General features: G+C 71.2%; 21 protein-coding genes and 3 pseudogenes. 14 read left to right on the top strand and 10 right to left on the bottom strand.

The window, feature by feature from the left end:
* Positions 1 to 539 precede the first annotated feature (539 nt).
* Positions 540 to 1,553, top strand: a complete 1,014-nt coding sequence (locus ACFZBB_RS08910; protein WP_391119274.1) for a dihydroxyacetone kinase subunit DhaK — start codon at positions 540 to 542, stop codon at positions 1,551 to 1,553.
* Between the two features lie 35 nt (positions 1,554 to 1,588).
* Positions 1,589 to 2,335: a DAK2 domain-containing protein gene (locus ACFZBB_RS08905; RefSeq protein ID WP_391119272.1), complete on the top strand. Its 747-nt coding sequence runs from the start codon at positions 1,589 to 1,591 to the stop codon at positions 2,333 to 2,335.
* A gap of 131 nt (positions 2,336 to 2,466) precedes the next feature.
* On the opposite strand, the gene ACFZBB_RS08900 is transcribed toward ACFZBB_RS08905, so the two are convergent.
* Positions 2,467 to 3,159: an HAD-IA family hydrolase gene (locus tag ACFZBB_RS08900; RefSeq protein WP_391119270.1), complete on the bottom strand. Its 693-nt coding sequence runs from the start codon at positions 3,157 to 3,159 to the stop codon at positions 2,467 to 2,469.
* A gap of 161 nt (positions 3,160 to 3,320) precedes the next feature.
* Positions 3,321 to 4,286 (bottom strand): ScbA/BarX family gamma-butyrolactone biosynthesis protein, encoded by a 966-nt coding sequence (locus tag ACFZBB_RS08895; protein ID WP_391119268.1) that lies wholly within the window; start codon positions 4,284 to 4,286, stop codon positions 3,321 to 3,323.
* A gap of 111 nt (positions 4,287 to 4,397) precedes the next feature.
* Between ACFZBB_RS08895 and ACFZBB_RS08890 the strand changes: the two genes are divergently transcribed.
* From ACFZBB_RS08890 to ACFZBB_RS08880, 3 genes and pseudogenes are all read left to right on the top strand, one after another.
* Complete coding sequence (locus ACFZBB_RS08890) at positions 4,398 to 5,057, top strand: ScbR family autoregulator-binding transcription factor (RefSeq protein WP_355342587.1); 660 nt, start codon at positions 4,398 to 4,400, stop codon at positions 5,055 to 5,057.
* A gap of 250 nt (positions 5,058 to 5,307) precedes the next feature.
* Positions 5,308 to 5,622 carry a hypothetical protein gene (locus tag ACFZBB_RS08885; RefSeq protein WP_391119265.1) on the top strand — a complete coding sequence of 105 codons (315 nt, stop codon included), beginning with the start codon at positions 5,308 to 5,310 and terminating at the stop codon, positions 5,620 to 5,622.
* A gap of 116 nt (positions 5,623 to 5,738) precedes the next feature.
* Positions 5,739 to 6,181: pseudogene (locus ACFZBB_RS08880) on the top strand (DUF6325 family protein).
* A 20-nt stretch (positions 6,182 to 6,201) separates the two neighbouring features.
* On the opposite strand, the gene ACFZBB_RS08875 reads toward ACFZBB_RS08880, so the two are convergent.
* On the bottom strand, positions 6,202 to 6,630 hold the full coding sequence (locus ACFZBB_RS08875) for a hypothetical protein (protein WP_391119263.1): 429 nt from the start codon (positions 6,628 to 6,630) through the stop codon (positions 6,202 to 6,204).
* A gap of 214 nt (positions 6,631 to 6,844) precedes the next feature.
* Here ACFZBB_RS08875 and ACFZBB_RS08870 point away from each other — a divergent pair.
* Positions 6,845 to 6,931 (top strand): annotated as a pseudogene (locus tag ACFZBB_RS08870) (SHOCT domain-containing protein); the annotation flags it as partial.
* Positions 6,932 to 7,025: 94 nt separating this feature from the next.
* On the opposite strand, the gene ACFZBB_RS08865 reads toward ACFZBB_RS08870, so the two are convergent.
* From ACFZBB_RS08865 to ACFZBB_RS08845, 5 genes and pseudogenes are all read right to left on the bottom strand, one after another.
* A complete protein-coding gene (locus tag ACFZBB_RS08865; protein WP_391119261.1) occupies positions 7,026 to 8,441 on the bottom strand; it encodes a DUF2252 family protein in 1,416 nt (471 codons plus the stop codon).
* A gap of 245 nt (positions 8,442 to 8,686) precedes the next feature.
* Complete coding sequence (locus ACFZBB_RS08860; RefSeq protein WP_391119259.1) at positions 8,687 to 9,952, bottom strand: chloride channel protein; 1,266 nt, start codon at positions 9,950 to 9,952, stop codon at positions 8,687 to 8,689.
* 221 nt (positions 9,953 to 10,173) lie between these two features.
* Positions 10,174 to 13,038, bottom strand: coding sequence for a BTAD domain-containing putative transcriptional regulator (locus tag ACFZBB_RS08855; RefSeq protein ID WP_391119257.1), 2,865 nt, complete (start codon positions 13,036 to 13,038; stop codon positions 10,174 to 10,176).
* Between the two features lie 455 nt (positions 13,039 to 13,493).
* Positions 13,494 to 14,126: a response regulator transcription factor gene (locus ACFZBB_RS08850; RefSeq protein ID WP_188280250.1), complete on the bottom strand. Its 633-nt coding sequence runs from the start codon at positions 14,124 to 14,126 to the stop codon at positions 13,494 to 13,496.
* Between the two features lie 26 nt (positions 14,127 to 14,152).
* Positions 14,153 to 15,022 (bottom strand): annotated as a pseudogene (locus ACFZBB_RS08845) (histidine kinase); the annotation flags it as partial.
* On the opposite strand from ACFZBB_RS08845, the gene ACFZBB_RS08840 reads away from it, so the two are divergent.
* The 4 genes from ACFZBB_RS08840 (at position 15,019) to ACFZBB_RS08825 (ending at position 17,863) form a co-directional block, all read left to right on the top strand.
* Complete coding sequence (locus tag ACFZBB_RS08840; RefSeq protein ID WP_391119310.1) at positions 15,019 to 15,168, top strand: hypothetical protein; 150 nt, start codon at positions 15,019 to 15,021, stop codon at positions 15,166 to 15,168. The pseudogene ACFZBB_RS08845 and the gene ACFZBB_RS08840 sit on opposite strands and share 4 nt — an antisense overlap.
* Positions 15,169 to 15,512: 344 nt before the next feature.
* A complete protein-coding gene (locus ACFZBB_RS08835; protein WP_391119254.1) occupies positions 15,513 to 15,875 on the top strand; it encodes a hypothetical protein in 363 nt (120 codons plus the stop codon).
* Between the two features lie 224 nt (positions 15,876 to 16,099).
* On the top strand, positions 16,100 to 17,344 hold the full coding sequence (locus ACFZBB_RS08830) for an FAD-dependent oxidoreductase (RefSeq protein WP_391119252.1): 1,245 nt from the start codon (positions 16,100 to 16,102) through the stop codon (positions 17,342 to 17,344).
* Positions 17,345 to 17,509: 165 nt separating this feature from the next.
* Complete coding sequence (locus tag ACFZBB_RS08825; protein ID WP_355342557.1) at positions 17,510 to 17,863, top strand: PRC-barrel domain-containing protein; 354 nt, start codon at positions 17,510 to 17,512, stop codon at positions 17,861 to 17,863.
* A 139-nt stretch (positions 17,864 to 18,002) separates the two neighbouring features.
* Here ACFZBB_RS08825 and ACFZBB_RS08820 read toward each other — a convergent pair whose 3' ends face one another.
* On the bottom strand, positions 18,003 to 18,626 hold the full coding sequence (locus ACFZBB_RS08820) for a TetR family transcriptional regulator (protein ID WP_391119249.1): 624 nt from the start codon (positions 18,624 to 18,626) through the stop codon (positions 18,003 to 18,005).
* A gap of 141 nt (positions 18,627 to 18,767) precedes the next feature.
* Between ACFZBB_RS08820 and ACFZBB_RS08815 the strand changes: the two genes are divergently transcribed.
* Positions 18,768 to 19,925, top strand: a complete 1,158-nt coding sequence (locus tag ACFZBB_RS08815; RefSeq protein WP_391119247.1) for an FAD-dependent monooxygenase — start codon at positions 18,768 to 18,770, stop codon at positions 19,923 to 19,925.
* Between the two features lie 100 nt (positions 19,926 to 20,025).
* Here the strand turns inward: ACFZBB_RS08815 and ACFZBB_RS08810 are convergent, their stop codons facing one another.
* Positions 20,026 to 20,484, bottom strand: a complete 459-nt coding sequence (locus ACFZBB_RS08810; RefSeq protein WP_391119245.1) for a lamin tail domain-containing protein — start codon at positions 20,482 to 20,484, stop codon at positions 20,026 to 20,028.
* A gap of 361 nt (positions 20,485 to 20,845) precedes the next feature.
* On the opposite strand from ACFZBB_RS08810, the gene ACFZBB_RS08805 reads away from it, so the two are divergent.
* From ACFZBB_RS08805 to ACFZBB_RS08795, 3 genes are read left to right on the top strand one after another with little or no spacing between them, the layout of a single operon-like run.
* Complete coding sequence (locus ACFZBB_RS08805; RefSeq protein WP_391119243.1) at positions 20,846 to 21,187, top strand: sigma factor-like helix-turn-helix DNA-binding protein; 342 nt, start codon at positions 20,846 to 20,848, stop codon at positions 21,185 to 21,187.
* Positions 21,187 to 21,315 carry a hypothetical protein gene (locus ACFZBB_RS08800; RefSeq protein ID WP_391119241.1) on the top strand — a complete coding sequence of 43 codons (129 nt, stop codon included), beginning with the start codon at positions 21,187 to 21,189 and terminating at the stop codon, positions 21,313 to 21,315. Before ACFZBB_RS08805 ends, ACFZBB_RS08800 begins: the two co-directional genes overlap by 1 nt.
* A 10-nt stretch (positions 21,316 to 21,325) precedes the next feature.
* On the top strand, positions 21,326 to 21,487 hold the full coding sequence (locus tag ACFZBB_RS08795; protein ID WP_391119239.1) for a hypothetical protein: 162 nt from the start codon (positions 21,326 to 21,328) through the stop codon (positions 21,485 to 21,487).
* Positions 21,488 to 21,567: the final 80 nt, after the last annotated feature.

The following is a 21,567-nucleotide window of genomic DNA, read 5'->3' as shown; positions in this document are numbered from 1 at the left end:
CACTATCGATGTCCTGCGGTACCCGGGCCCAAAAAGTCCACCCGGGCGATCCTGATGGCGCTCGGCTCCTCCGTTCTTCCCTCTGGACCAACTCTCTGGATCAACTATTTGTACTGCGGTCCTGCTCGTGGCGGCCCCTGATCACTGCGGGCCACCCGGTCCGGCGGTCAGTCCCATCGCCCGTCTGGCAACAACCCCGGCTCTGGAACTCCACCACCGCACCGCCCTGCGTCCTGCACTTCGCGTACTGCTGCCCGGCAGTTCGTGTCTGCCGGGCCTTGCTGATCTCGGCTACGAGAGAAACCATAACCACGCCACCCGCGAATGTCTACTCCGGCCGACATAGATTTTGCGTGCCTCGACGGGGAGATAACCTCCGGCGGCCAGCCTGCACGCCTTATACCCGACCGCCCGCTCGTACGTCCCGTACTTCTGGAACGGCCACTCGTACGTGGGCGGAAAGTTGCCGTTTCGGGTGATACCGAACAGCATGATTACGCAGGAGACCGACCGCGTTCTCCGGAAAGGTCTGGTGCACCATGGGCCTTTACTTCGCGAACGAGATCGACGACCTCGTCGTGGACTCCCTGACCGGTTTCGAACGGGCGCACGCCGACAGCGTCGTCTGGGACGAGGCGAACGGCTTCGTGCGGGCGCTGACCCCGTCGCCCGCGCGGCGCGTGGGCCTGGTGTCCGGTGGCGGCTCGGGACACGAGCCGCTGCACATCGGCTATGTGGGCGCGGGGATGCTGGACGCCGCCTGTCCCGGCCGCGTCTTCGCCTCGCCGCACAACCGCCAGATCTTCGCCGCCTCGCTCGCCGTGGCGCGGGAGAACGGTGTGCTGCACCTGGTGAAGAACTACACCGGCGACAAGATCAACTTCGGTATCGCCGCCGAACGGCTCTCCCGTGAGGGCGTCGACTGCGCGCGGGTCCTGATCGACGACGACGCCGCCTCGGACTCCGCGGAGGTCGTGAACGGCCGCCGGGGCACCGGTGCGACGGTGCTGGTCGAGAAGATCCTCGGCGCGGCGGCGGACACCGGGATGGGCCTGAAGGACCTGGCCGCCCTGGGCGTGGACGTGGTGGGCCGCTGCCGCAGCATGGCCGTGGCCTCCGCCGCCCACACCGCTCCCGCCACCGGCCTGCCCGCCTTCGACCTGCCGGCCGGTGGTCTCGAGTACGGCGTCGGCATCCATGGTGAACGGGCCCGTCGCACGCTGCGCGAACGCCCGTTGCGCGACCTGGCCGCGGACATGGTCGGCACGCTGGCCGACCCCCTGGGCATGGTCTCCGGCACGCCGGTGATCGTGCTGGTCAACGGCCTCGGCGGCATCACCAGGATGGAGCTGTACGCCGTCCTGCACGAGGTCACCAAGGTGCTCGACGGGCGCGGCGCGGCCGTCGAACGCACGCTGGTCGGCGACTTCGTCACGGCCCTGGACATGCGCGGCTTCTCGCTGACGTTGCTGGTGGCCGACGCGGACACCCTCGCCTACTACGACGCGCCCGCCCACACCCCCGCCTGGCCCGCGACCGCGCCGGTCGCGTAGGAGCCCCGCGACTCACGAGTTCCCCGGAGGCAGTCATGGCCGCACAGTCCCGCACCGCGTTCACCGATGCCTGGATACGCTGGTTCGCCGCCTCCGCGGAGGCCACCGAGCCCGAACTGACCGCACTGGACCAGCAGGTCGGCGACGGTGACTTCGGCGCGAACCTCGTGGCGGGCCTCCGGGCGACGCTGCGACGTCTCGACGACCCGATCGGCCCGGAGGCGTGGAAGGCCGCCTCGAACGGGGCGCCGGAGCGGGTCAGGCCCCCCGAGGCGAGCTGCGCCGGTCCGCTGGACGCCGCCGCGGCCGCTTTCCTCGATGAGGTCGGCGGCACCAGCGGGCCCCTGTTCGGCCTGCTGTTCCATGAGATGGCGGCGGCGCTCGCGGTGAGCGAGGGGGGACCTGACGCCGGAGCGCTGGCCACGGGTGTCGGCAACGGCCTCGCGGCCATACAGCGGGTCGGAGAGGCGACCGTTGGCGACAAGACCCTGGTCGACGCACTCGCCCCGGCCTCCGACGCGCTGACCGCGCAGCCGCCGGGGACCGACCCGGCCACGGCCGTGGCCCACGCGGCGCGGGCCGCGTGGGAGGGCGTCGGCAACACCGCCCGGCTGACGGCCCGGCGCGGCCGCGCGAGCTACCTCGGCGACCGGGCGGCCGGCGTCCCGGATCCGGGCGCGGTGGGGATCGCGCTGCTGTTCTCCTCCGCGCGAGGAACCGTCTCCCGGCTGGGCCCGCTGCTCGCGGCGGCGGGGGACGTACCGGTGGAACAGGGTGCCTGACCGGCCGAGTGGCTGACGGACAACCGGCGGACCCGGCGGGTGACCCGCGGGCGGACGGGGCGGCGGGGGCGTGGGCCGGTCCGTCCGGAGGACACGGGGCGGGAGACCCGCCCGGTCCGCGGCGGGTCGGATCAGACCGGCAGCCGCTGGGCCATCCGGCGCGTCGCCCACTCGAAGATGCCCGGCTCGTCGAGCGTCGCGACCCACAGGTCGACCCGCGCCGCGACGTCCTCGCCGGGCCAGGGGCCGACGCCGACGACGCGCAGGCCGCCCCGTACGGCCGCCTCCACCCCGCAGGCGGAGTCCTCGACCGCGAGTGTGTCGCCCGGCGCGGCGCCGCAGAGCCGGGCCGCGGTCAGGTAGACGTCCGGGTGGGGCTTGGGCCGGTTGTCCTCGTCGGCGACCACGATGTGGTCGAAGTGGTCCCGGAGCCCGGCGTGGTCGAGGCAGGTCTCCACGACGTCCAGGGGGCAGTTGCTGGCGACGGCGAGCGGGGCGAACTTGGCGGCCGTCTCCACCAACTCCCGCGCGCCGGGCATGGTCTGCGGTTCGCGGGCCACCAGCGCGCGGAAGTGGTGCAGCAGGCCGGCGGTGAGCTGGACGCCGAGTTCGGGACGGCCTGACTCGTCGGCCATGAGCTGACCGCACTCGGTGAAGTGCAGGCCCTTCGCCCGTTCGGCGAAGCCCGCGGCGGGGGCGACCCCGAAATCGTTCATGGCCAGTTCGCGGGCCTGCTGCCAATGGCGTTCGGTGTCCATGAGTGTGCCGTCGCAGTCGAAGACGATGGCCGCGGGTGTCCACGAAAGAATGGGGTGAGAGTTCATCGGGGATTTCCTTTTCAGGAATGCCTGAATGTGCCGGCGATGCGACGTCGCATTCCTCGCGGCGGGGTCGGCATACCGGTGAAAGCAGACGGGCGCGGGCCCTCGGCGGACGCGGCCCCGTAAAAGGGCCGTCTGGGAGACCGCCAAGAACATATCGATCGTTACGTTATGGACGTGAACCCAGCGTAGTCAAGTGAGTTCTCTGAGTAATCACCCGAGTCGCCGTATCCGAGTACGCCATAAGCGGCGCGCTCGGCGCCGTTGTGGATACGGAAGACGCAGGTCCGGTGGTGCGGGACGCACTCCACGCTGGCCCGCGGCGTGAACTCGGCGAACCGCGCCGCCACCAGCCGACCGCACGTCGGATGGAGTAGTACGCCACCACTGACCTCGGCGGCGGCCTGCCGCGCCGCCTCCAGGAGCACCATGCCGGGGACGTGGTCGGTCGGGTGGTCGAAGAAGAACGGGTGGCAGGGGTCCGCCGGGTCGATCTCGACCGTGCCGCCGCGGTGGGTGATCAGCACATCTCTGAGGTGGGCGACGGCCAGCGCGGCGGGCGCGGGGCGCCCCTCGGCCGTCGGCGGCGGCTGGCGTGCCGTGAGGCGTTCGGTGCGCAGCGCCGCGTACCCGTGAGCGCTCAGGAAACGGGCACCCCCGTTGGCCTGCGCGAACGCTCGGCCGTCGGCGAGGTAGGTGACATCGAGCCGCAGGCCGGTGGTGACGCCGTCCGCCCCCCGGCGGTGACCGCCGACCGCGATCCGGCACGTCACCTCGGTACAGCCGTGGCCCGCCCGCGGCGCGCGTTCGGGCCGCAGGCCGAATGACAGGTCGGTGATGAGCAGGTGGCTGGCGGGCGGGACCCCGTACCAGCGCAGGGGTATGTAGATGCCGAGTTGCCGCAGGGTCTCCACCAGGACCAGCGGGCTGTGCCGGTCGGTCCCGTCGAGGGGGAAGGTCGTATGCGATCGGGGCCAGGCGGCGGCGGCCTCGAACGCGTCGTCCGCCGTCGGCCGTACGTCGGTCAGGAGAACCTCGGCGACGGACGCGCGGTGCACTGTCTCGCGGGGGACCGTCCGGGACCAGGTCAGCGGACGGGCGCGACCGCCGACCCCTGTCGGAGAATTCATACCATAAGGAAAACTCACGCCCTGGGGATTTGCACGCGCATTGCTTCGTGGATGTTACGCGGAGGTAGTAGATTGCCTGCTGTTGGTGACGGCGCGGCATGCGGAGTGAACGTGCAGGAGCGGGCAGAGACGACACGGCGGTTTCTGCTGGAGGCCGCGGCGCGTCTGTTCGACGAACGTGGTTATGCGGGGACGAGTATCAGCGACATCAGCGCGCTGTCCGGCCGCACCAGCGGAGCGATCTACTTTCATTTCGCCAACAAGGAGAAACTCGCGCTGGCCGTCGTCGAGGCGCACTTCGCGACCTGGCCGGAACTGGTCGACCGCGCGCGGACGGCCGACGCGCCCGCGCTGGAGAAACTCGTCGCGCTCAGCTTCACCGTGGCGCGCGCCTTCCGCGACGATGTCGTCGTGCGCGCAGGGTCCCGGCTGTGGATGGAGCGCAAGGCGATCGACGCGAGGCTGCCGACCCCGTTCAGTCCCTGGATCGAGACGGTGACCGCGTTGCTGGAGGAGGCCGGCCGCCGTGGAGAACTGGCCGACGGTGTCGCCCCGGCGGTCGCGGCCCCCGGTGTCGTCTACGCCTTCTTCGGCCTCCACACCGTCTCCGACGCGCTGGACGGCCGCGACCAGATCGAGGAGCGGCTGCACGACCTGTGGGTGCTGCTGCTGGGGGCGCTCCAGCGGGTGCCGGAGGCGGCGGGGCTGCTGGGGCGAGTCAGGAACGGGAAGGCGGAGCCGGTGGGGGAGCGGGTCGCCTCGCCCGCGTAGCGGCGGTGGAGCCGGCGGATTCCGCTGAGCCGGGCCATGGTTCTCCGCACGGTCCCGCGTCATGCGGGGCCGGGGCCGTGCGTACGGTGACGCGTACGTTGACCACGGGCCGCCGCGCGGCGACGTGCCGACCGTGATCTGATGGAAAAGGCGCTCTCGACGCCGAGTGCGACCCGCGGGCGAAGAGGTCCGCCGACGGGATCGGGCCTCTCGCCCCCCGATCACTTTCCAGCGCCTGAACGAGGCCGCTATGAACCAGCTCCATCACTTCCACATCGAACACGCCGGACACTCGATCAGCGTTGACGTCAGCGGCGGACACCACCGCGAGGTCGAACTCCTCGTCGACGGGCGGGAGGTGGGCCACCGGGAGGACAGGAACGCCGACCGGCTCACGCTCTCCGGGGAACTGCCGGAGGACCCGCCCCGGCCCTTCGCCGTCCGCGTGGAGGCACGACCGCACCACCGATCCCAGCCTCCGACCTGCACGCTGGTGCTTGCCGGAGACGAATTCCCCGTCCCCGACCGGACCCCTGGGCGGCGTCCTGACCACCGCGTCCGCTGAGCAGGAGCCCGACCGGGCCGATCGCCCTGGCCGGAACGCGGGTCCGAGGCGCCGCGCATCCCACCTGGTGCTGCAATGGCAACCAGGGGGAATTCTGCGAGCACAAGGGGTGCGCCATGGGCGAGGAATTCGAAGAAACAGGCCCGATCGACTATTTGGTCGTCGAGTTCCCGGGAACGGGATGACGGGCGAGGGATTTCCGCTGCTCGTGGATCTGGTGGACCGTGGCATTATCCGGGTGCTCGACCTGCAATTCCTCACGAAAGCGGCCGACGGATCGGTTTCCGGCCTGGAGATCGCCGATCTCACGGGGGACGGCGCACTCGACCTGGCGGTGTTCGACGGTGTGTCCTCCGGCCTTCTCGACCAGGGGGACCTCGTCGAGGCTGCCGAGATTCTGGAGCCCGGCAGCTCTGCCGGCATCGTGGTTCACGAGAACCTGTGGGCGGCGCCTTTGGCCGCGGCCCTGCGCCGCGGAGGCGGCCAACTGGTCGCCTCCGGGAGAATCCCCGTCCCCGCCCTTGTGGCCGCCCTCGAAGCGATGGAGACCACGTCCTGACACGGAGGTGGCGGGGGCCTTCAGACGCGGGACTCGCGGCCGGGTGCGGTGCACAGGGCCCAGATGACGAAGGCGTCGATGGTGATCAGCACGATCGCCCAGAACGGGTAGTGCGGCAGCCACATGAAGTTCGCGATCATCGACAGTCCGGCGAGCAGGACTCCGACGACGCGCGCCCACAAGGCTCCGCGGAACAGGGCGAGGCCGGCGAGGACGACCAGGATGCCGAGGATCAGGTGGATCCAGCCCCAACTCGTGAGACTGAACTGGTACGTGTAGTTGCGGGTCGAAACGAAGACGTCGTCCTTGGCGATGGCGGCAATGCCCTCGAATATCGCCATCGCCCCGCCGAAGAGCATCATGACCGCGGCGAACGTGACCCATCCGGACCGCAGCATCAATCCGCTGCCATGGGTTACGCTGTCCTGCCGGATCTGGGCTGTAGGCATTTCGGATCCTCCCGTGACGGGGTCACCAGTGGCGGTCGCCGACTGGCGGCGCACCATTCCAGCCTGGCACGCAATAGGCCATTCGGCAGATCGCACGGAAGGAGCGACACCCCGACAGGTGTGCATGTGAGGATATCCCGGCCGTGTTGCACTGGGAGTCTCTGGCCTGGCAGGAATTTCCGCCCCGCTATTCATGGATTCAAGGAGATAAATCATGCCTGGACTTCTTCGCGGTGTCGCACGTACCGCCGTGGTCGCCGGAACAGCCACCGCCGTGTCGAACCGGGCCTCCCGGCGTCAGTTCGCCGCCCAGAAGGCGAAGGTGATGGGCGCGTAGCACCATGATGTGCGCTTAGAACCGTGATGTGAGCGCGCCCTCGACGGCGGCACCGCGGTCACGCGGCCTGGGCGGTCACCTCACCCGCGCCGACAGCGTCCACCAGCGCTCGGTGGTCGCGTTCGTTCTGGTCGGCGTAAGCCTCGGCGAATCTGGCCAGCGCCTTGTCGAAGACGTCACCGCCACCCAGATAGGCGGCGATCGCGACTCGGTCCCCGGAGCGGGCGTGGGCGCGGGCCAGGGTGGCGCCGCACAGCCGGCCGAACATCCCCAGTCCTTCGGGGAGCATGGTGCCCGGTTCGATGATGCCCTTCCAGTCGCGCAGCTGGCGGATGTAAAAATCGCGGGTCCGGCCGTCGACACCCTTGGCACGCTCCCAGCCGAGGAAGATGTCGCTGGCGGCCTGCATCATCCGCTGACCGGCGACGACGCGCTGGCCCTGGTTGGGGTAGGCGCTGGCTCCGACATGCTCGGCCAGCACCGACCGGTCGGCCTCCTTGACCTGTATCAGCAGCGGGTCCTGGTCGTCACGGCCGAGCAGGAGCACGATCCAGCAGCGGGTGCCGACGCTGCCCACGCCGACGACCTTGCGGGCCATGTCGGCCAGGCGGTACTGCTTCAGCAGGCTCCGGTGGTCGCTCTGCAAGCTGGTGGCGTAGCGGGCGATCAGGTCTCCGATGGTGTGTTCCAGGCGGTCTCGTTGCAGGTTCGGGAGGAGGTCGGCGACCGGCACGATCAGTGGCGGGGCGGCGCTGATCCGGCGCTGGCCGTCGACGAGTCGGGTGAGCTTCTCGAACGCCTGGAGGTTGTCCCGGGTGCGTGCCTTGTCCAGGGTGCGGGCCACCAGTTTGCCCCGCCGCGCGTCCAGTTGATCGGTGACCAGAGCCTGAAGGCCGTCGGTGTCGATGCGGGCGTACCAGACATCGAGGTTGCCCATCAGCGCGAAGCCCCGCATCCGTTCACGGTAGGACCGCACCGTGGCCCGTACGATCGCCGAGCGCTCCTTCTTGGTGAAGCCGTTCTCGCGCGCGGCGATCACCAGGCTGGTCGCGAGCCGCTTCACGTCCCACTCCCACGGTCCCGGCAGCGTCTCGTCGAAGTCGTTGATGTCGAACATCAGCCGCCGCTCCGGCGAGGCCAGCAGCCGGAAGTTCAGCAGATGCGCGTCCCCGCACAACTGCGCTCGGATCCCGGTGTCCGGGGTGGCGGCGAGGTCGCCGGCCATGATGCCGGCCGCGCCGCGGTAGAAGCGGAACGGGGACTCGGTCATCCGCCCGTAGCGGATCGGCACCAGCTCCGGTACGCGCGTCGCGGACTGTTCCCGGAGCAGCCCGACCGGATCCTGCCGGTCGGGCGCGGGAGCGTACTCGCCGTGGCTGCCGCGCGGCACGGTGGCGCGGGCGGCCTTCCCAGCGGCGGCCCGATCCCGCACGCTGCGGTGCGCGGGCGGAGATGTGGCGGGTGTCCTGCTCATGGGAAGGAGAACCTCCTGTGCGGCGCAGGGCCTTCGCGGCCCATGGCCCGGAGATCTGCGCGGTGCAGGTCCGGGTACGTGACCCAGAGGTCACCCAAAGCGCCTATCCGCCAAGTCAACGCCTCTTGAGCCACATCGGCCACCGCGCGCGGCGCCACAGAGGAGTTCCACGAGCGGAAGACCGTCGCACACACCCGGTCCGGTCCCGTCCAGCAGGGACGCTGGCAGGGGGCGCGGCGCCGGGATCACGCGGATCGGTCAGAAAGAGCGGGCCCCTGCGGCAGCAGTTCGGCGGCCATGAAGGAGATCACGGAGGCGAGGACGATGACCGGCACGGAGCCGGAGTGGCCGAGCATGATGGCGACCATTACGACGCTGCTGACCGGCAGCCGCAGCGCCGATGTGGCCGCCGCCGCCATCCCGGCCGCCATCGCGGGTACCAGGCCGAGCCCCGGCAGCGGGGCGAGCAGCGCGCCCGCGGCTCCGCCCAGGAAGAGGGCGGGGAAGACCTGGCCGCCGCGCAGGCTGCCCAGGCACAGGACGTAGGCGGCCCCCTTGAAGGCGAGCACCGCCACCAGCGCCCCCACCGACCAGGCATGCGGGTCCTTGGCCAACTGCGACAGCGTCGCCTGGCCCGACAGCGCCGCCTCGGACGGCGAGCGGCCGGTGCTGACCGCGAAGAGCGCCACGCACCCGCCGGCCGCCAGCGCACAGAGCGTCGTGTGCGGCAGCAGTCGGCCGGACACGAAGACCGCCACGTACCGTCCGCCCACCACGAGCGCGTGGACGGCCGCTCCGATGACCAGTCCCATCAGCAGCGACCAGACGACGTCGCCGGTGTCCAGCACGGGAGGGGCGGGCAGGCCGACGGCCAGGCTCCCGGTCTTGAATCCGGTCCACTGGCCGAACCCGCTGAAGATCACCGATCCGATGCCGCTGGCCAGCAGGGCCGGCAGCATCACGGCGAAGAGTTGCGGCCCGCCCACGCCCGCCACCTCCATCAGCAGGATGCCCGCCACCAGGGGGTTGCCGAAGATCGCGGAGATCGCCGCCGCGGAACCGGCGGCACCGAGCAAGGCGGTGCTCTGCGGTGAGGCCGGCGCGCGCGCCAGGTCACGGAAGACCAGGGCCAGCCCACCGCCGAGCGCGATGAGCGGGGCCTCGGGTCCCAGCACCGCGCCCAGCGGCAGGCTGAACAGCGCCGCGATGATCACACCGGGAATCGCTGCCCTCGTCGGCCCACCTGAGTGCAACCCGGCCGCCGGTACGTGTCCGCCGCGGCCGGGCAACCGGCCCGCCACCAGCGGGACGATCAGTCCCGCCAGCGCGAACGCCGGAAAGGGCCACCACCAGGGTGCGTGCGGCCACCCCAGATCCTTGGGCCAGTCCGTCCAGACCAACTGCTCCAACTCGTGCAGCGCCGCGAGGAACCAGAAGGCCACCGCGGACACCGGAATGCCGATCAGGGCGCAGAAGAGCAGCGCTCGCCGGTAGGCGGGGTCGCGCAACATCGTCCGCAGCCGCTCGGCCTCGGGCGGCTGGGTTCCGGGGGAGGCCCCAGCGGCGGCGGCCTTCGACTCGGCGATAGGTCATCTCCATCGGTCGGCGCGCAGGCGGAACTGCACCCGGGGCAGCGCGAGACTACCCACCGCGACCCCGCTGCCCTCCGTCGACCACGCTCCGTAACCTGGAAATCCCCTGAGTGGCCGTACGGACGGACCGCGGGGCGTCGTCATGGTGACGACGGGGGCGCCGGGACCTTCGTCCGGTGCGCGTCACCGATGGCCTGCCACAGCCGCAGTGCGCGTTCGTGGTGGCGGTGTGCCAGGTCGTGGGCTCCGGCGGCGGCGTCCAGGTCGCCGAGCAGTTGCCAGCACGCGGCTTCGTCGTGGCGGTCGCCGTGTCGTTGGAAGATTCCGGCCGCGCGTTCCAGCGCCGGGCCTGCCCGGTCCCGGTCGTGCCGGCCGGCGTGCACGCGGCCGACTTCCAGCAGTGTGTACGCGGCGCACCGCTCGTCGGCCAGTTCCTCGAAGGCGGCCAGCGCCTGCCCCAGGCAGCGCAGCGCCTCGTCCGGATCGCCGCGCCGGTCGTGCAGCCGGCTGAACCGCCGCAGCACGACCGCCACCCGATGCCCGTCGTCGAGCGCCCTGGCCTGGCGCAATGCCTCGCCGAACCAGGACTCCGCCTCGTCGAGTTCGTCCTGCATGAGCCGCATCACGCCCATCGAACAGGACAGTTGGGCTTCGAGGTGGCGGTCGCCCTCACCGACCGCGATGGACAGGGCCCGCTCGATACGGGCGGCGGCCTCGTCGTAACGGCCCTGCACCCGGCTGATCGTGCTCAGCATGGCCACCGCCAACGCCTGGCCGCGCTTGTCCTCGCCGTTCTGGCACAGGGCGGCGGAGGACTCCAGGGCGCGGGTCGCCCCGTCGAACTCGTCGCGGTAGATGTTCAGTTGGCCAAGACCGCGCAGCAGCACCGACGCGCCGCGCGTATTGCCCGCGGCCTCGGCCGTTTCCAACGCGAGCAGGTGGCCGTGCTCCCAGTCCTGGTACAGGCACCGGTGGTCGTAGTAGGTCGCGGGGCCTGCCGCCAACTCCCAGGCCAATTCGTCCAGTCCCCAGTCCACGGCCAGTCGCACCGCGCCGAGCAGGGTGTCGCGTTCCGCGTCGAACCAGGCGACCGGGTCGGCCATCAGCCGGTCCACGACCGCGTCCGGCAGCGAACGGCGCGGCGCGGAACCGGGCTCGGCGACCAGCAGCCCGGCGGGCAGCCGATCGGTGCCGCGCCCGGCCAGATCGAGCCAGGTGGCCAGTACGCGGACCATCGCGTCCCGCCTGTCCGCCGTCGACAGCTGTGCGGCGAGCTCCACGGCGCAGGTCCTGATCAGGTCGTGCAGCCGGTAGCGCGGCTGGCCGATGGCGTCGGTGGTGGTGAGACGGACCAGGCTGGCGTCGACGAGGGTGTCCAGCACGTCGTCGGCGTCGCGGCGGTCCAGCAGCGGGCCGATCACCCAGCCGGGCAGGGTGGACGCGCCGAGCAGCCCCAGCAGGCTCAGCGCGCGTACCGCGTCGGGCGGCAGCAGCCGCACGCTCAGTTCGACGTTGGCTCGCACGCTGAGGTCCCCGATCCTCAGCTCGGCCAGTCGGCGGGACTCGTCCTCGATCCGTTCCCGCAGCACCCGCAGCGACCAGGCCGGGCGGCCGGTGAGCTTGGCGCCGGCGATCCGGATCGCCAGCGGCAGGTTGTCGCAGCAGGCGAGGATCGCGTCGGCCTCCGCCGGTTCCCGCTCGACCCGCCGCCGCCCGACGATCCCGGTGAACAACTCCCGCGCCTCCGCCAGACTCAACACGTCCAGGTCGATGTGCCGGGCGCCGGGAAGCTGCGTCAGCAGCATGCGACTGGTGATCAGCACCGCGCAGCCGTCGGCGCCCGGCAGCAGGGGCAGCACCTGACTGGCGTGACCGGCGTCGTCCAGTACCACCAGCATCCGGCGGTCCGCCAGTAACGACCGGTAGAGCGCGGCCCGTTCGGGCAGGCCGTTCGGGATCGCGCTGCCGCCGACCCCGAAGGCACGCAGCGCCTCGGCCAGCATCAGCGCCGGGTCCCGTGGCGCGTCCGACGTTCCGGCGAGGTCGAGGTAGAGCTGGCCGTCGGGAAAGGAGGCGCTGGCCAGCCGGGCGGCGTGCGTCGCCAGACAGGACTTGCCGACACCTGGACCGCCCACGACGACGGCCACCGGGGCCCGGTCGGGCGCCGACACGTCCAACTGCCGTGCGACCTCCGCCAGTGCGTCGGCTCGGCCTACGAAGTCATGGACGCCGAACGGCAGTTGGCGCACCGGCAGCGCCATGATCGGTTCGGCGGCAGCGGCGCCGGGCCCGTCCGGTCCGGTGTCCGCGGGGCCGCTCGTCGGGGCGGGGGCCGGGGCGGGTGCCGCCAGGGACGGATCGGCGGCCAGAATGCGCTGGTGCAGCGCCTGGAGCGGCGGGGTGGGATCGACGCCGAGTTCGTCCGCGAGCGTCCGGCGCAGCCGCTCGTACACCTGTAACGCCTCACCCTGCCGCCTGCACCGGTACAGCGCGACCATCAAGTGTTCGGCGACCTGCTCGTCGAAGGGGAACTCGCGCAGCAGGGCGGTCAGTTCCTCGATGACCTCACGATGGCGCCCCAGGCCGACCTCGATGCTCAGGCACAGCTTGTGCGTGGCCGCGCGCTTCTCGTTCAGCCGTGCCGCGTCCAGCTCCAGGACCCGGCTCGCCATGCCGACCAGGGCGTCACCGCGCCAGCAGGCCAGTGCGCGCCGCAGCGCGACGGCGGTCTCCAACGGTGAGGTGTGCCGCTCGGCGAGCTGCCGCTGGTGGTCGAACTCCAGCAGGTCCAACTGCTCCCGTTCCAGATGGATCTGGTAGCCGCCGCGCCGTGTGCTGATCAGGGAACGCGACGCCCCGCACGCGGCGAGGTTGCGGCGCAGCCCGGACATGGCGTCCTGGACCTGGCGGACCGCGGTGGCGGGGACCTTCCCGTCCCACATCACGGCAACGAGATGTTCCATGGTGACGAGGTTGTTCGCGTCGACCAGAAGCGCGGCAAGCATCTTCGCCTGCCGCGCTCCGTCGAGTCGGACTTCGCACCCCGCGACCTGGGCGTGTAACGGCCCCAGCACGCCGAATCTCATGCCCCCGGCACTCCACGATCAGCGCCGGACCCCCGTCTGACCCGGCATCAGAACCGATCCTAGCGCCGTCCCGTGGCCCGCAGAGGTGCGGGTTCAGCCATACGCCGCGAGGAAGCACGCGGAAGGCGTTCTCCGCGTTGACGAAGGCGGCGACAGCGGTCGTGTCGCAGATGATGACTGGGTGACGGGATTCCCCGCCCGCCGGTGCGGCGGGCTCACAAGCTATGGAAACGGGTCTTTCGGACGTCCTTGATCCGTCCTGGCGCGAGGTCACGGGGAGCCCTCGGGAAACACCGCTGATGTCGCCGCGTGCGTCGCGCCGCACCCTGTGCCGGACCCGGACCCGGACGCGTACCCGGACCTCGCCCTGGGCCTCAGGGTTCGACGAGGCCGGCCCGGATCGCGTACCGGGTGAGGTCGATCCGGTCGCGCATGCCGAGCTTCTGGAGGATGTTCGCCCGGTGCCGGTCGACGGTCTTCACGCTGATCACCAGCGTCTCGGCGATCTCCTTCGCCGAATTCCCCTCGGCGATCAGCTTGGTGACCTCCTCCTCCCGCGGCGTCAGGATGCTCTCCGGCAGCTTCTCGCCCTGCCTGGCCCGATGCAGGTAATCCCGGATCAGCGCGGTGATCGCGCCGGGATAGAGGAACGGCTCGCCGCGCATCGCCGACCTGACCGCCTCCAGCAGGTCCCGGTCGGCGACCGACTTGAGTACGTATCCGGAGGCGCCGGCCCGGAGCGCCTCGAAGAAGTACTGCTCGTTGTCGTGCATCGAGAGCATCAGGATGCGTACGCCGGGGGCTCGCCGGGAGATCTCACGGGCCGCTTGCAGGCCGGTCATCCGCGGCATCGCGATGTCCAGAATCGCCAGGTCGATCTCGGACCCGCGGATCATCTCCACCGCTTCCGCCCCGTCGGCGGCCTCGGCGACCACCGTCATGTCGGGCTCGGCGTCGAGAATCAGTCGCAGGCCTCGCCGGACCAGTGCGTGGTCGTCCGCCAGCATGATCCGGGTCTTGGTCGTGGACACGCCTACCCCCGCTTCCTCTCCGCCGCCGACGGAATCGGACCGTCGGCGGGAACGGCGGTGATGGACAGCCGCGCGTCGATCAGCAGCGCCCGTTCCCGCATTCCCCGGATGCCGGCGCCCTCCCGGCTCACCTCGCCGAGGCCGTCGTCGGCGACCCGCAGCACGACCGTGTCCGCCTCGGGCCGCAGCGACAGCTCGACCCGGCCGGCCCTGGCGTGCCGGGCCACGTTGGTCAGGCTCTCCTGGGCGATCCGGTAGATCACCAGTTCCTTCTCCGTGCTCAGCGCGGGCAGGTCCGGCTTCGCCCGCCGTACCACCGGCACCCCGCTGATCTGCGAGAACTCCGTCGCCAGCGCGTTCATCGCGCTGAGCAGCCCGAGATCCTCCAGCACGTCCGGGCGGAGCCTGCGGGCCACCCGTCCCACCTCGTCGAGGCTGGACCGTACCGTCTCCTGCACGGCGTGCAGGTCGTCGCGCAGCTCGTCCGGGGCCCGGTCCACGGCCCGCTTGAGGCCGAGCAACACGACTGTGAGGCTCTGCCCGATCTCGTCGTGCAGCTCCCGCGCGATCCGCTGCCGCTCCGCCTCCTGGGCGGCGAGCGCGTCCGCACTGCTGGCGCTGCGTTCCGCCCCCAGCCGGTCCAGCATCGCGTTGAAGGTCGCGATCAGGTCCGCCAGGTCACCGTTGCCGGAGTCCGCCAGCCGGTCCCCGCCGCGCAGCAGGTCGACCCGGCGCATCAGCGCGGTCAGCGCTTCGAGCGGGGCCAGGCTGGCCCGCAACAGCAGGGCGTTCACCGTCAGGATGAGCGCCGGCCCGACGATCAGCACCGGGATCTCGGCCAGTCGTACCCGTGAGGAGACGGTGGCCGGTGAGCAGCGCCAACGTGGTGGCGATCGGCATCGCCGCCCGCAGCGGTCACCGCATCTCGTTCTGGCAGTTCACCCGCTACGGCATCATCGTGACGACCATGAGCTGCGTGATCGCCTGGCTCTACATCTGGCTCCGCTACTTCCTCTGAGCGGGCCGAACCTTCTCCGAGCAGGCCGCATTTCCTCTGAGCGGGCCCACCGACCGGGCAGGACATCCCGTCCTGCCCGGTCGGTGGGCTGCCGTGCGGCCGTCCCGGCGTCTCGCGTCCCGGGGGCCCCGGCAGCCCCTCCCGCCATCCTCCGACGCCCCTGACGCATCACTGAACTCAGTTCTTTTCAGGCTGAGTTACGGAAATTTCTTTCACTTGCCCAGCTTATTGCGCGACTGTGTCGCCGAACCTACGATCGGTGGCGCGCGGTGACCCCGCCCCGTCCCACGGATGCTGCTTCCGGCTCGTTCCGCTTCCCCCGCCCACCGAAGGGACAACGACCTGTGAGAAAGCTCCGTCTGACCGCCGCCGCGTGTACCGCGGCCCTGGCCGCCCTGCTGGTACCGGGCGCCGCCACCGCGTCCGCGAGCACCACGGACTGGCCCAGCGGCTGCCAGTACTACACCGACTTCGACTTCATCTACGGCCAGCTCTCGATCTACAACAGCAAGGTCTGCAACGGCGTCAGCCAGCCCGCCTACGCCGTGATCGAGAAGGTCAGCAGCACGGGCACGATCACCGCGGTGGCGTACGGCGTCGGCATCGTCCGCTACACCTGCCAGGGCACCGCCGTGAACACCTTCCGCTTCGACGGTGACCTCAGCCACCAGGTGACCCTGACCCCGGGGGCGCTTGCCTGCGGCTGACCGCCGCGCACCCGTCCGCCGCCTCCCCCGCCGGCCGACGGTGAAGACGGGTCCTGTCACGGCGGTGGCAGGACCCGTCCACCGGCAGGCGCCCGCGCGGACGTGCTCCCACGGGCTCAAGGGCCCTGGCAGACGTGCGGCGCCCCCGATGGCCTGCCATGATCCGCAGGGAGAGGCAGCGCGTCGCCGAATCCGCGTTGGCCGTCGCGCGGCGGGAGGCTCGGATGACACGCGGAGCGAGTGAAGGCGCCGTGGACGTGGCGGTCGTCGGCGCGGGGGTGGCGGGGCTGGCCTGCGCGCAGGACCTGGTGGCCGCGGGTCTGCGCGTGCGAGTGCTGGAAGCGTCGGACGCCGTGGGCGGCAGGATGCGCACCGACGTACGCGAAGGGTTCCGCTTCGACCGCGGCTTCCAGGTGGTCAACACCTCCTACCCGCAGTTGCGCCGTCGCCTGCGGCTGAGCGAGCTGCGCTTGCGGCCGTTCACGCCCGGCCTTCTGGTGCACACCCCCCAGGGGAAGCTCCGCCTGGGCGACCCGACGCGTCACCCGCGGATGGCCGCCGACCTGCGGCCCGGGCGGTTGGCCACGCTTCGTGATCTCGCCGGACTCGCCATGATGAGCGGCCGCGACCTGCTCGCGCCGCCCCGCGTCCTCAAACGCCGGACGGACCGCACGACCCGGACCGCGCTCGCGCAGGCGGGCATCGGCGACGAACTGGTCGAAACCCTGTTCCGCCCGTTCCTGTCGGGAGTCTTCCTGGAGGACGAGCTGGAGACCTCCAGCCGGTTCTTCCACCTGGTGTGGCGCTCCATGCTCCGCGGCACGCTGTGCCTGCCCGCTCGGGGAGTCGCCGCGGTGCCCGAGCTGATGGCGGCCACGCTGCCGGACGGCACCGTCGCCTTCGACGTACCCGTGGAACAACTCACCGACGACGGGGTGCTCACGGCCCACGGTGACGAACTGGCCGCGCCCGCGGTGGTCGTCGCCGCCGGCCCGGCCGCCGCGGCTTCTCTCGTACCCGGCCTGCGCGTACCGGCCACGCGATCGGTCACCACGTACTACCACGCGGCTCCTGAACGACCGCGAGCCGAACCGACGCTCATCGTGGACACCGCACGGCGCGTACTCAACACCGTCGTGCTCAGCGAGGTCAGTCCCACCTACGCGCCGCCCGGCCGGGCCCTGGTCTCCACCTCCGTGCTCGGTGTCGACGAAACCGAGGGCGGCGAAGCGGAGGTGCGCCGGGTACTGGCCGAGCTCTACGAGGCCGACACCACGACGTGGGAGCCGGTGGCCGCCTACCGCGTCGCCGAAGCGCTGCCCGCCATGCCGCCGCCGTGGCCGCTCAGCCGTACCACGCGGGTCTCGCCCGGCCGCTACGTCTGCGGCGATCACCGGGCCACCGGCTCGGTCCAGGGGGCGATGGCCTCCGGCGCCCGCGCGGCTCGCGAGCTGCTCGCCGATCGCTGAGGCCGTTCGGGCGCTGAGCCCGTTCGGGCGGGCGAGTCCGGGCCGGAGGTGTGGGCGTGGGGCGGGCGGGCACGCGACCGTCTGAGTACGCGTCACCGGCGAGCAGATGCCGCGACGGCATTCTCGTCACTCGGGGCGCGACGTTTCCGATGGAGGAGCCGTGACATGAGGGACAACATCTGGGGCTATCAGCACACCACCGGCCATACGGCGGGGACCGACCTGATCGGTTACCAGGTCGAGGCGACGGACGGTCACATCGGCAAGGTCGACAAGCACTCCGACGACTTCGACTCGGCGTATCTGGTCGTCGACACCGGCGTGTGGATCTTCGGCAAGCACGTACTGCTCCCCGCGGGCACCGTACGGTCGATCGACACGGCGGACCAGAAGATCTTCGTCGATCTTACGAAGGACCAGATCAAGAGCTCCCCGGAGTTCGTCGTGGACGAGCACACCGGTGATACCCACTACCGCGAGTTGGTGGCTCGCTACTACGAGAACCACTACAACATCTGACCCGCCGTCGGGGCGGGGGCCAGTTCCGGACAGGGCCGTGGTCAGGCGGTCCTCGCCGAACAGCGGGCCGCGTCGGCGGGTTCGGGCTTCGGCGATGCCGTCGCCGGCCAGTGCCGATGGGGAGCCCTGCGGGAGCGCTTCAGGCGGAAGCGGGGCCGTGCGGGGCGGCCGTGGCCGTCCACCCCTGGTCGAGCAGGAGCATCGCCTGGTCGATCGCGGCGACGGGATCGGGACGGGAACCGGCGAAGGCGAGGGTTTCCAGGGTGAAGCGGGCGTAGGCGGCGCAGAGCAGGTCGTCGTGGGGGCGGCCGGTCTGCTCGGCGAGGGCGACGGCCAGGGCGTTCTCGTGGCGCAGGGTCATCGCGCGGGAGTACTCGCGCAGGGCCGGGGTCTGCCGGACGAGCTCCTGGAGGTCGGCGAAGCGCGGGTCACGCGTGTGGGGCGAGGTGGCGAAACCCGTGAAGTACGCGCGCAGGGCCTCGGGGATCGTCCGGTCCGAGGGGCGGTCGGTCACCGCGGCGACCAGGCGGGCCTCGTTCCCGGCGTCCTCGTCGAAGACCAGGGCCTCCTTGCCGCCGGGGAAGTAGTTGAACACCGTCGACACCGACACATCGGCGGACTCGGCGATCTCGCGGACGCTCACCTGGTCGTATCCGCGCTCCAGGAACAGCCGCAGCGCGGCGTCGGCGATCGCCTGCCGGGTGGCGGCCTTCTTGCGTTCGCGCCTTCCGGCAGGGGCGGCCCGGCCGGTGGTGTCGTCCATGCGCCGACCGTACCCTGAAAGTTGTCATCGCACCATTATTGGAGTCGTTGTATGTTTGGAGGCGTTCGAATAATGTGACGGCGCTGGACATGCCTGCGGCATCGGGCCGCGGCCGTCCGGCGTCGGCGAGAGGAACCACCCATGAATCCCACGAACCCCGTAGCACCGGCCCAGGCAAGGATCAGCGTCGTCGGCGCGGGACCCGGCGGCCTGACCTGCGCCCGCATCCTCCAGCGGCGCGGCCTCGCGGTCACCGTCTACGACCGCGAGGCCGGTCCCGACGTCCGCGACCAGGGCGGCTCCCTGGACCTGCACGCCGACAACGGCCAGATCGCCTTGCGCGAGGCCGGTCTGCTGGAGGAGTTCTTCGCGCTGTCCCGGCCCGAGGGCCAGGAGATGCGTCTGCTGGACCCGGACGGCACGATCACCGCCCGGCAAGTCCCGGAAGCCGACGAGCTGTTCAAGCCGGAGATCGACCGCGGGGTGCTGCGCGACCTGCTCCTGCGGTCGGTGGAACCGGGAACGATCCGCTGGGGAAAGGGACTTGAGTCCGTCGGCGGTCCCGCCGAGGGGCCGCGGCTGCTGCGCTTCACCGACGGCACCACCGTGGAGACCGACCTGGTCATCGGCGCCGACGGCGCCTCGTCACGTGTACGCCCGGCCGTCTCGCCCGCCGTCCCCGCGTACACGGGGGTGAGCTTCCTGGAGGCCTGGTTCGACGACGTCGACAACAGCCACCCCGAGATCGCCGAACTGGTCGGCCAGGGCATGGCCCACGCGGGCGACGGCGAACGCGCGCTGGTGGCCCAGCGCAACGGCGGTGACCACATCCGCGTCTACATCGTCCAGCAGGTCCCGGCCGACTGGATCAGCCGCGGCGGCCTGGCCGCCGACGACACCGACGCCGTCCGCGCCCTGCTCCAGGAGAGGTTCGCCCACTGGTCGGCGCCCATGCGCCGACTCATCACCGACAACGACGGCCCCTACGTCCAGCGGCCGATCTTCGCCCTGCCGGTCCCGCACACCTGGGAGCCCCACCCCACCGTGACACTCCTTGGCGACGCCGCCCACCTCATGCCCCCGCTGGGCGTCGGCGTCAACCTCGCCATGCTCGACGCCGGCGAACTCGCCGTCGCCCTGGCCACCGAGGCCACCGTCGCCGACGCCGTCCGCGTCTACGAGAGCACCATGCTCCCCCGCTCCACCGAGACCGCCAAACTCCTCGACGGCGCCGCCGCGGACCTGCTCACCCCCGAGCTCCCCGACTTCGCCGACGCCCCCGCGCCCGCAAGGCCCTGACCCCGCAGGGGCCTCTCGCGGCCCTGAGCCGCGACGGTGGAATCCGTCATACGAACCCCGGCGCTCCGTCGGTGGCGGGACGGAGCGCCGCGGGTCCCGGTCAGCAGGTCTTGAAGGCGACACGGGCGTTGTTGTAGGAGCAGACGTCGACCTTCGCGCCCGACGCCTTCTTCAGCGTCGCGGTGTCCTTGTCGTTGTTCCAGATGTACCAGGACTTGCCCTGGTAGCGGTTGGCGGCGGTGTCGGTGCCCTTGCCGGTGCGGACGGTGACCGTCTTGTGCGCGCCGAGGGTGTAGGCGCCGAAGGTGTAGCGGTGGCTCGAGGCGTCGGTGAGGGTCCAGCCCCTCAGACTCACGCCCTTCGACGTGGAGTTGGCTATCTGGACGTACTCCGCGTTCAGGGACGCGTTGGAACGGCGGTCGGCGCCGGGGCTGTTGTAGTAGATCTTGGCCAGGTGCACCGATCCGGCGGCGGCTTCGGCATGGACCGGCACCAGGACGACCGCGGTGGCGGCGGCCACCGCGACGGCGGCGGCAGCGGTGAGACGAGAACGGGTCATGAGTATCCCTTGAACGAGGCCGGGCACCCCCCTTGCGGGCCCGGCAGACCCGTACTTCACCAGATAACGGAGCGCACCGTCAGCCCTTTGTGCAAACCGGACGCACCGTTACTCTCGGGCGCGGGCGGGAGACCGTGAAACCCGAGAGCGGTCCCTCACGCCATGGTTCCTGGGCATCGCCACGCACAAGGCGCAGAACGCCAACCGCGGACGGTGGCGCAGGCTCGCCTTCCTCGCGCGCAGCCCGGAGCCCCGCGCGGTCGAGGACTTCGCGGAGGAGGCGATCGGCCGGATCGACGACGCGCGACGGCTGGCCGCCGTCCACGAGACGCTGCGCCGACTGCGCCGCCAGGACAGGGAGGTGATCGCCCCGTGCGTGGCGGCCGGGCTGGACTACCGGCAAGCCGCCGAGGCACTGGGCATACCGGGCGGCACCGTGCGCTCGCGGCTCTCGCGCGCCCGCAAGCCACTGGCCGAGCTGAGCGCCGTACCGGCACGCGACACGGCGGGGGAACCGGACCGCGCTTCCGGAGAGAAAGACGGCGAGGCCGTGTTCGCGGCGCTCCTCTTGCAGGAGGAAACCCGATCAAGGCTGACAACGCGCCCGCCACCGTCCCGGCCGAGGCGGAAGAACTGCTGGCCGCCTCGGCCGCCTGGGACCACCTTTCGCCGAGCCGCCATCGGCGCCTCAAGGACGTTCTGATGCGGCGGATCGACCAGGACCTCGCCCGCGTGACCCGTACGACGGCGACGACGATGACGACGACGGCGCCGACGATGGTGGCGACGGTGGCGGCCCCACAGGCCGCCGCCGACAACCGCGTCCGATGATGGTGCTTCCGTGGCAGCCGCGCTGACCGCTGTGCTCGCCGTCGCCGCGTCCGGCGGCGGACACGCCCCTGGGCGCTTCCCCGCGGCCCCTCCGGCGCACTACAACGGCGTTTCCGCCACGCTCAGCCGCATCGCCGCCGTCGCCATGACGGGCAACGTGACACGCCGGTGAAGGACGACCAGCTCATGTATGTCGAGACGCTGACCCGGGGGAACAAGGGCACGTTCGGCGGCCAGGTCCGGCTCGGCGCG

The sequence above is a fragment of the Streptomyces sp. NPDC008139 genome (assembly GCF_042957025.1).
Taxonomy (GTDB): Bacteria; Actinomycetota; Actinomycetes; order Streptomycetales; family Streptomycetaceae; genus Actinacidiphila.
The sequence above is the reverse complement of the archived record's forward strand: the minus strand, read 5'-3'. Positions and strand labels throughout refer to the sequence as shown.

What these genes read in the sequence shown, in the direction of transcription:
- ACFZBB_RS08810 (WP_391119245.1), bottom strand. Translation starts at nt 20,484, where the DNA reads ATGACCCGTTCTCGTCTCACCGCTGCCGCCGCCGTCGCGGTGGCCGCC.
- ACFZBB_RS08895 (WP_391119268.1), bottom strand. Translation starts at nt 4,286, where the DNA reads ATGAATTCTCCGACAGGGGTCGGCGGTCGCGCCCGTCCGCTGACCTGG.
- ACFZBB_RS08800 (WP_391119241.1), top strand. Translation starts at nt 21,187, where the DNA reads ATGCGGCGGATCGACCAGGACCTCGCCCGCGTGACCCGTACGACGGCG.
- ACFZBB_RS08850 (WP_188280250.1), bottom strand. Translation starts at nt 14,126, where the DNA reads ATGCTGGCGGACGACCACGCACTGGTCCGGCGAGGCCTGCGACTGATT.
- ACFZBB_RS08815 (WP_391119247.1), top strand. Translation starts at nt 18,768, where the DNA reads ATGAATCCCACGAACCCCGTAGCACCGGCCCAGGCAAGGATCAGCGTC.
- ACFZBB_RS08860 (WP_391119259.1), bottom strand. Translation starts at nt 9,952, where the DNA reads ATGTTGCGCGACCCCGCCTACCGGCGAGCGCTGCTCTTCTGCGCCCTG.
- ACFZBB_RS08865 (WP_391119261.1), bottom strand. Translation starts at nt 8,441, where the DNA reads ATGAGCAGGACACCCGCCACATCTCCGCCCGCGCACCGCAGCGTGCGG.
- ACFZBB_RS08825 (WP_355342557.1), top strand. Translation starts at nt 17,510, where the DNA reads ATGAGGGACAACATCTGGGGCTATCAGCACACCACCGGCCATACGGCG.
- ACFZBB_RS08855 (WP_391119257.1), bottom strand. Translation starts at nt 13,038, where the DNA reads ATGCTTGCCGCGCTTCTGGTCGACGCGAACAACCTCGTCACCATGGAA.
- ACFZBB_RS08910 (WP_391119274.1), top strand. Translation starts at nt 540, where the DNA reads ATGGGCCTTTACTTCGCGAACGAGATCGACGACCTCGTCGTGGACTCC.
- ACFZBB_RS08885 (WP_391119265.1), top strand. Translation starts at nt 5,308, where the DNA reads ATGAACCAGCTCCATCACTTCCACATCGAACACGCCGGACACTCGATC.
- ACFZBB_RS08875 (WP_391119263.1), bottom strand. Translation starts at nt 6,630, where the DNA reads ATGCCTACAGCCCAGATCCGGCAGGACAGCGTAACCCATGGCAGCGGA.
- ACFZBB_RS08830 (WP_391119252.1), top strand. Translation starts at nt 16,100, where the DNA reads ATGACACGCGGAGCGAGTGAAGGCGCCGTGGACGTGGCGGTCGTCGGC.
- ACFZBB_RS08905 (WP_391119272.1), top strand. Translation starts at nt 1,589, where the DNA reads ATGGCCGCACAGTCCCGCACCGCGTTCACCGATGCCTGGATACGCTGG.
- ACFZBB_RS08820 (WP_391119249.1), bottom strand. Translation starts at nt 18,626, where the DNA reads ATGGACGACACCACCGGCCGGGCCGCCCCTGCCGGAAGGCGCGAACGC.
- ACFZBB_RS08900 (WP_391119270.1), bottom strand. Translation starts at nt 3,159, where the DNA reads ATGAACTCTCACCCCATTCTTTCGTGGACACCCGCGGCCATCGTCTTC.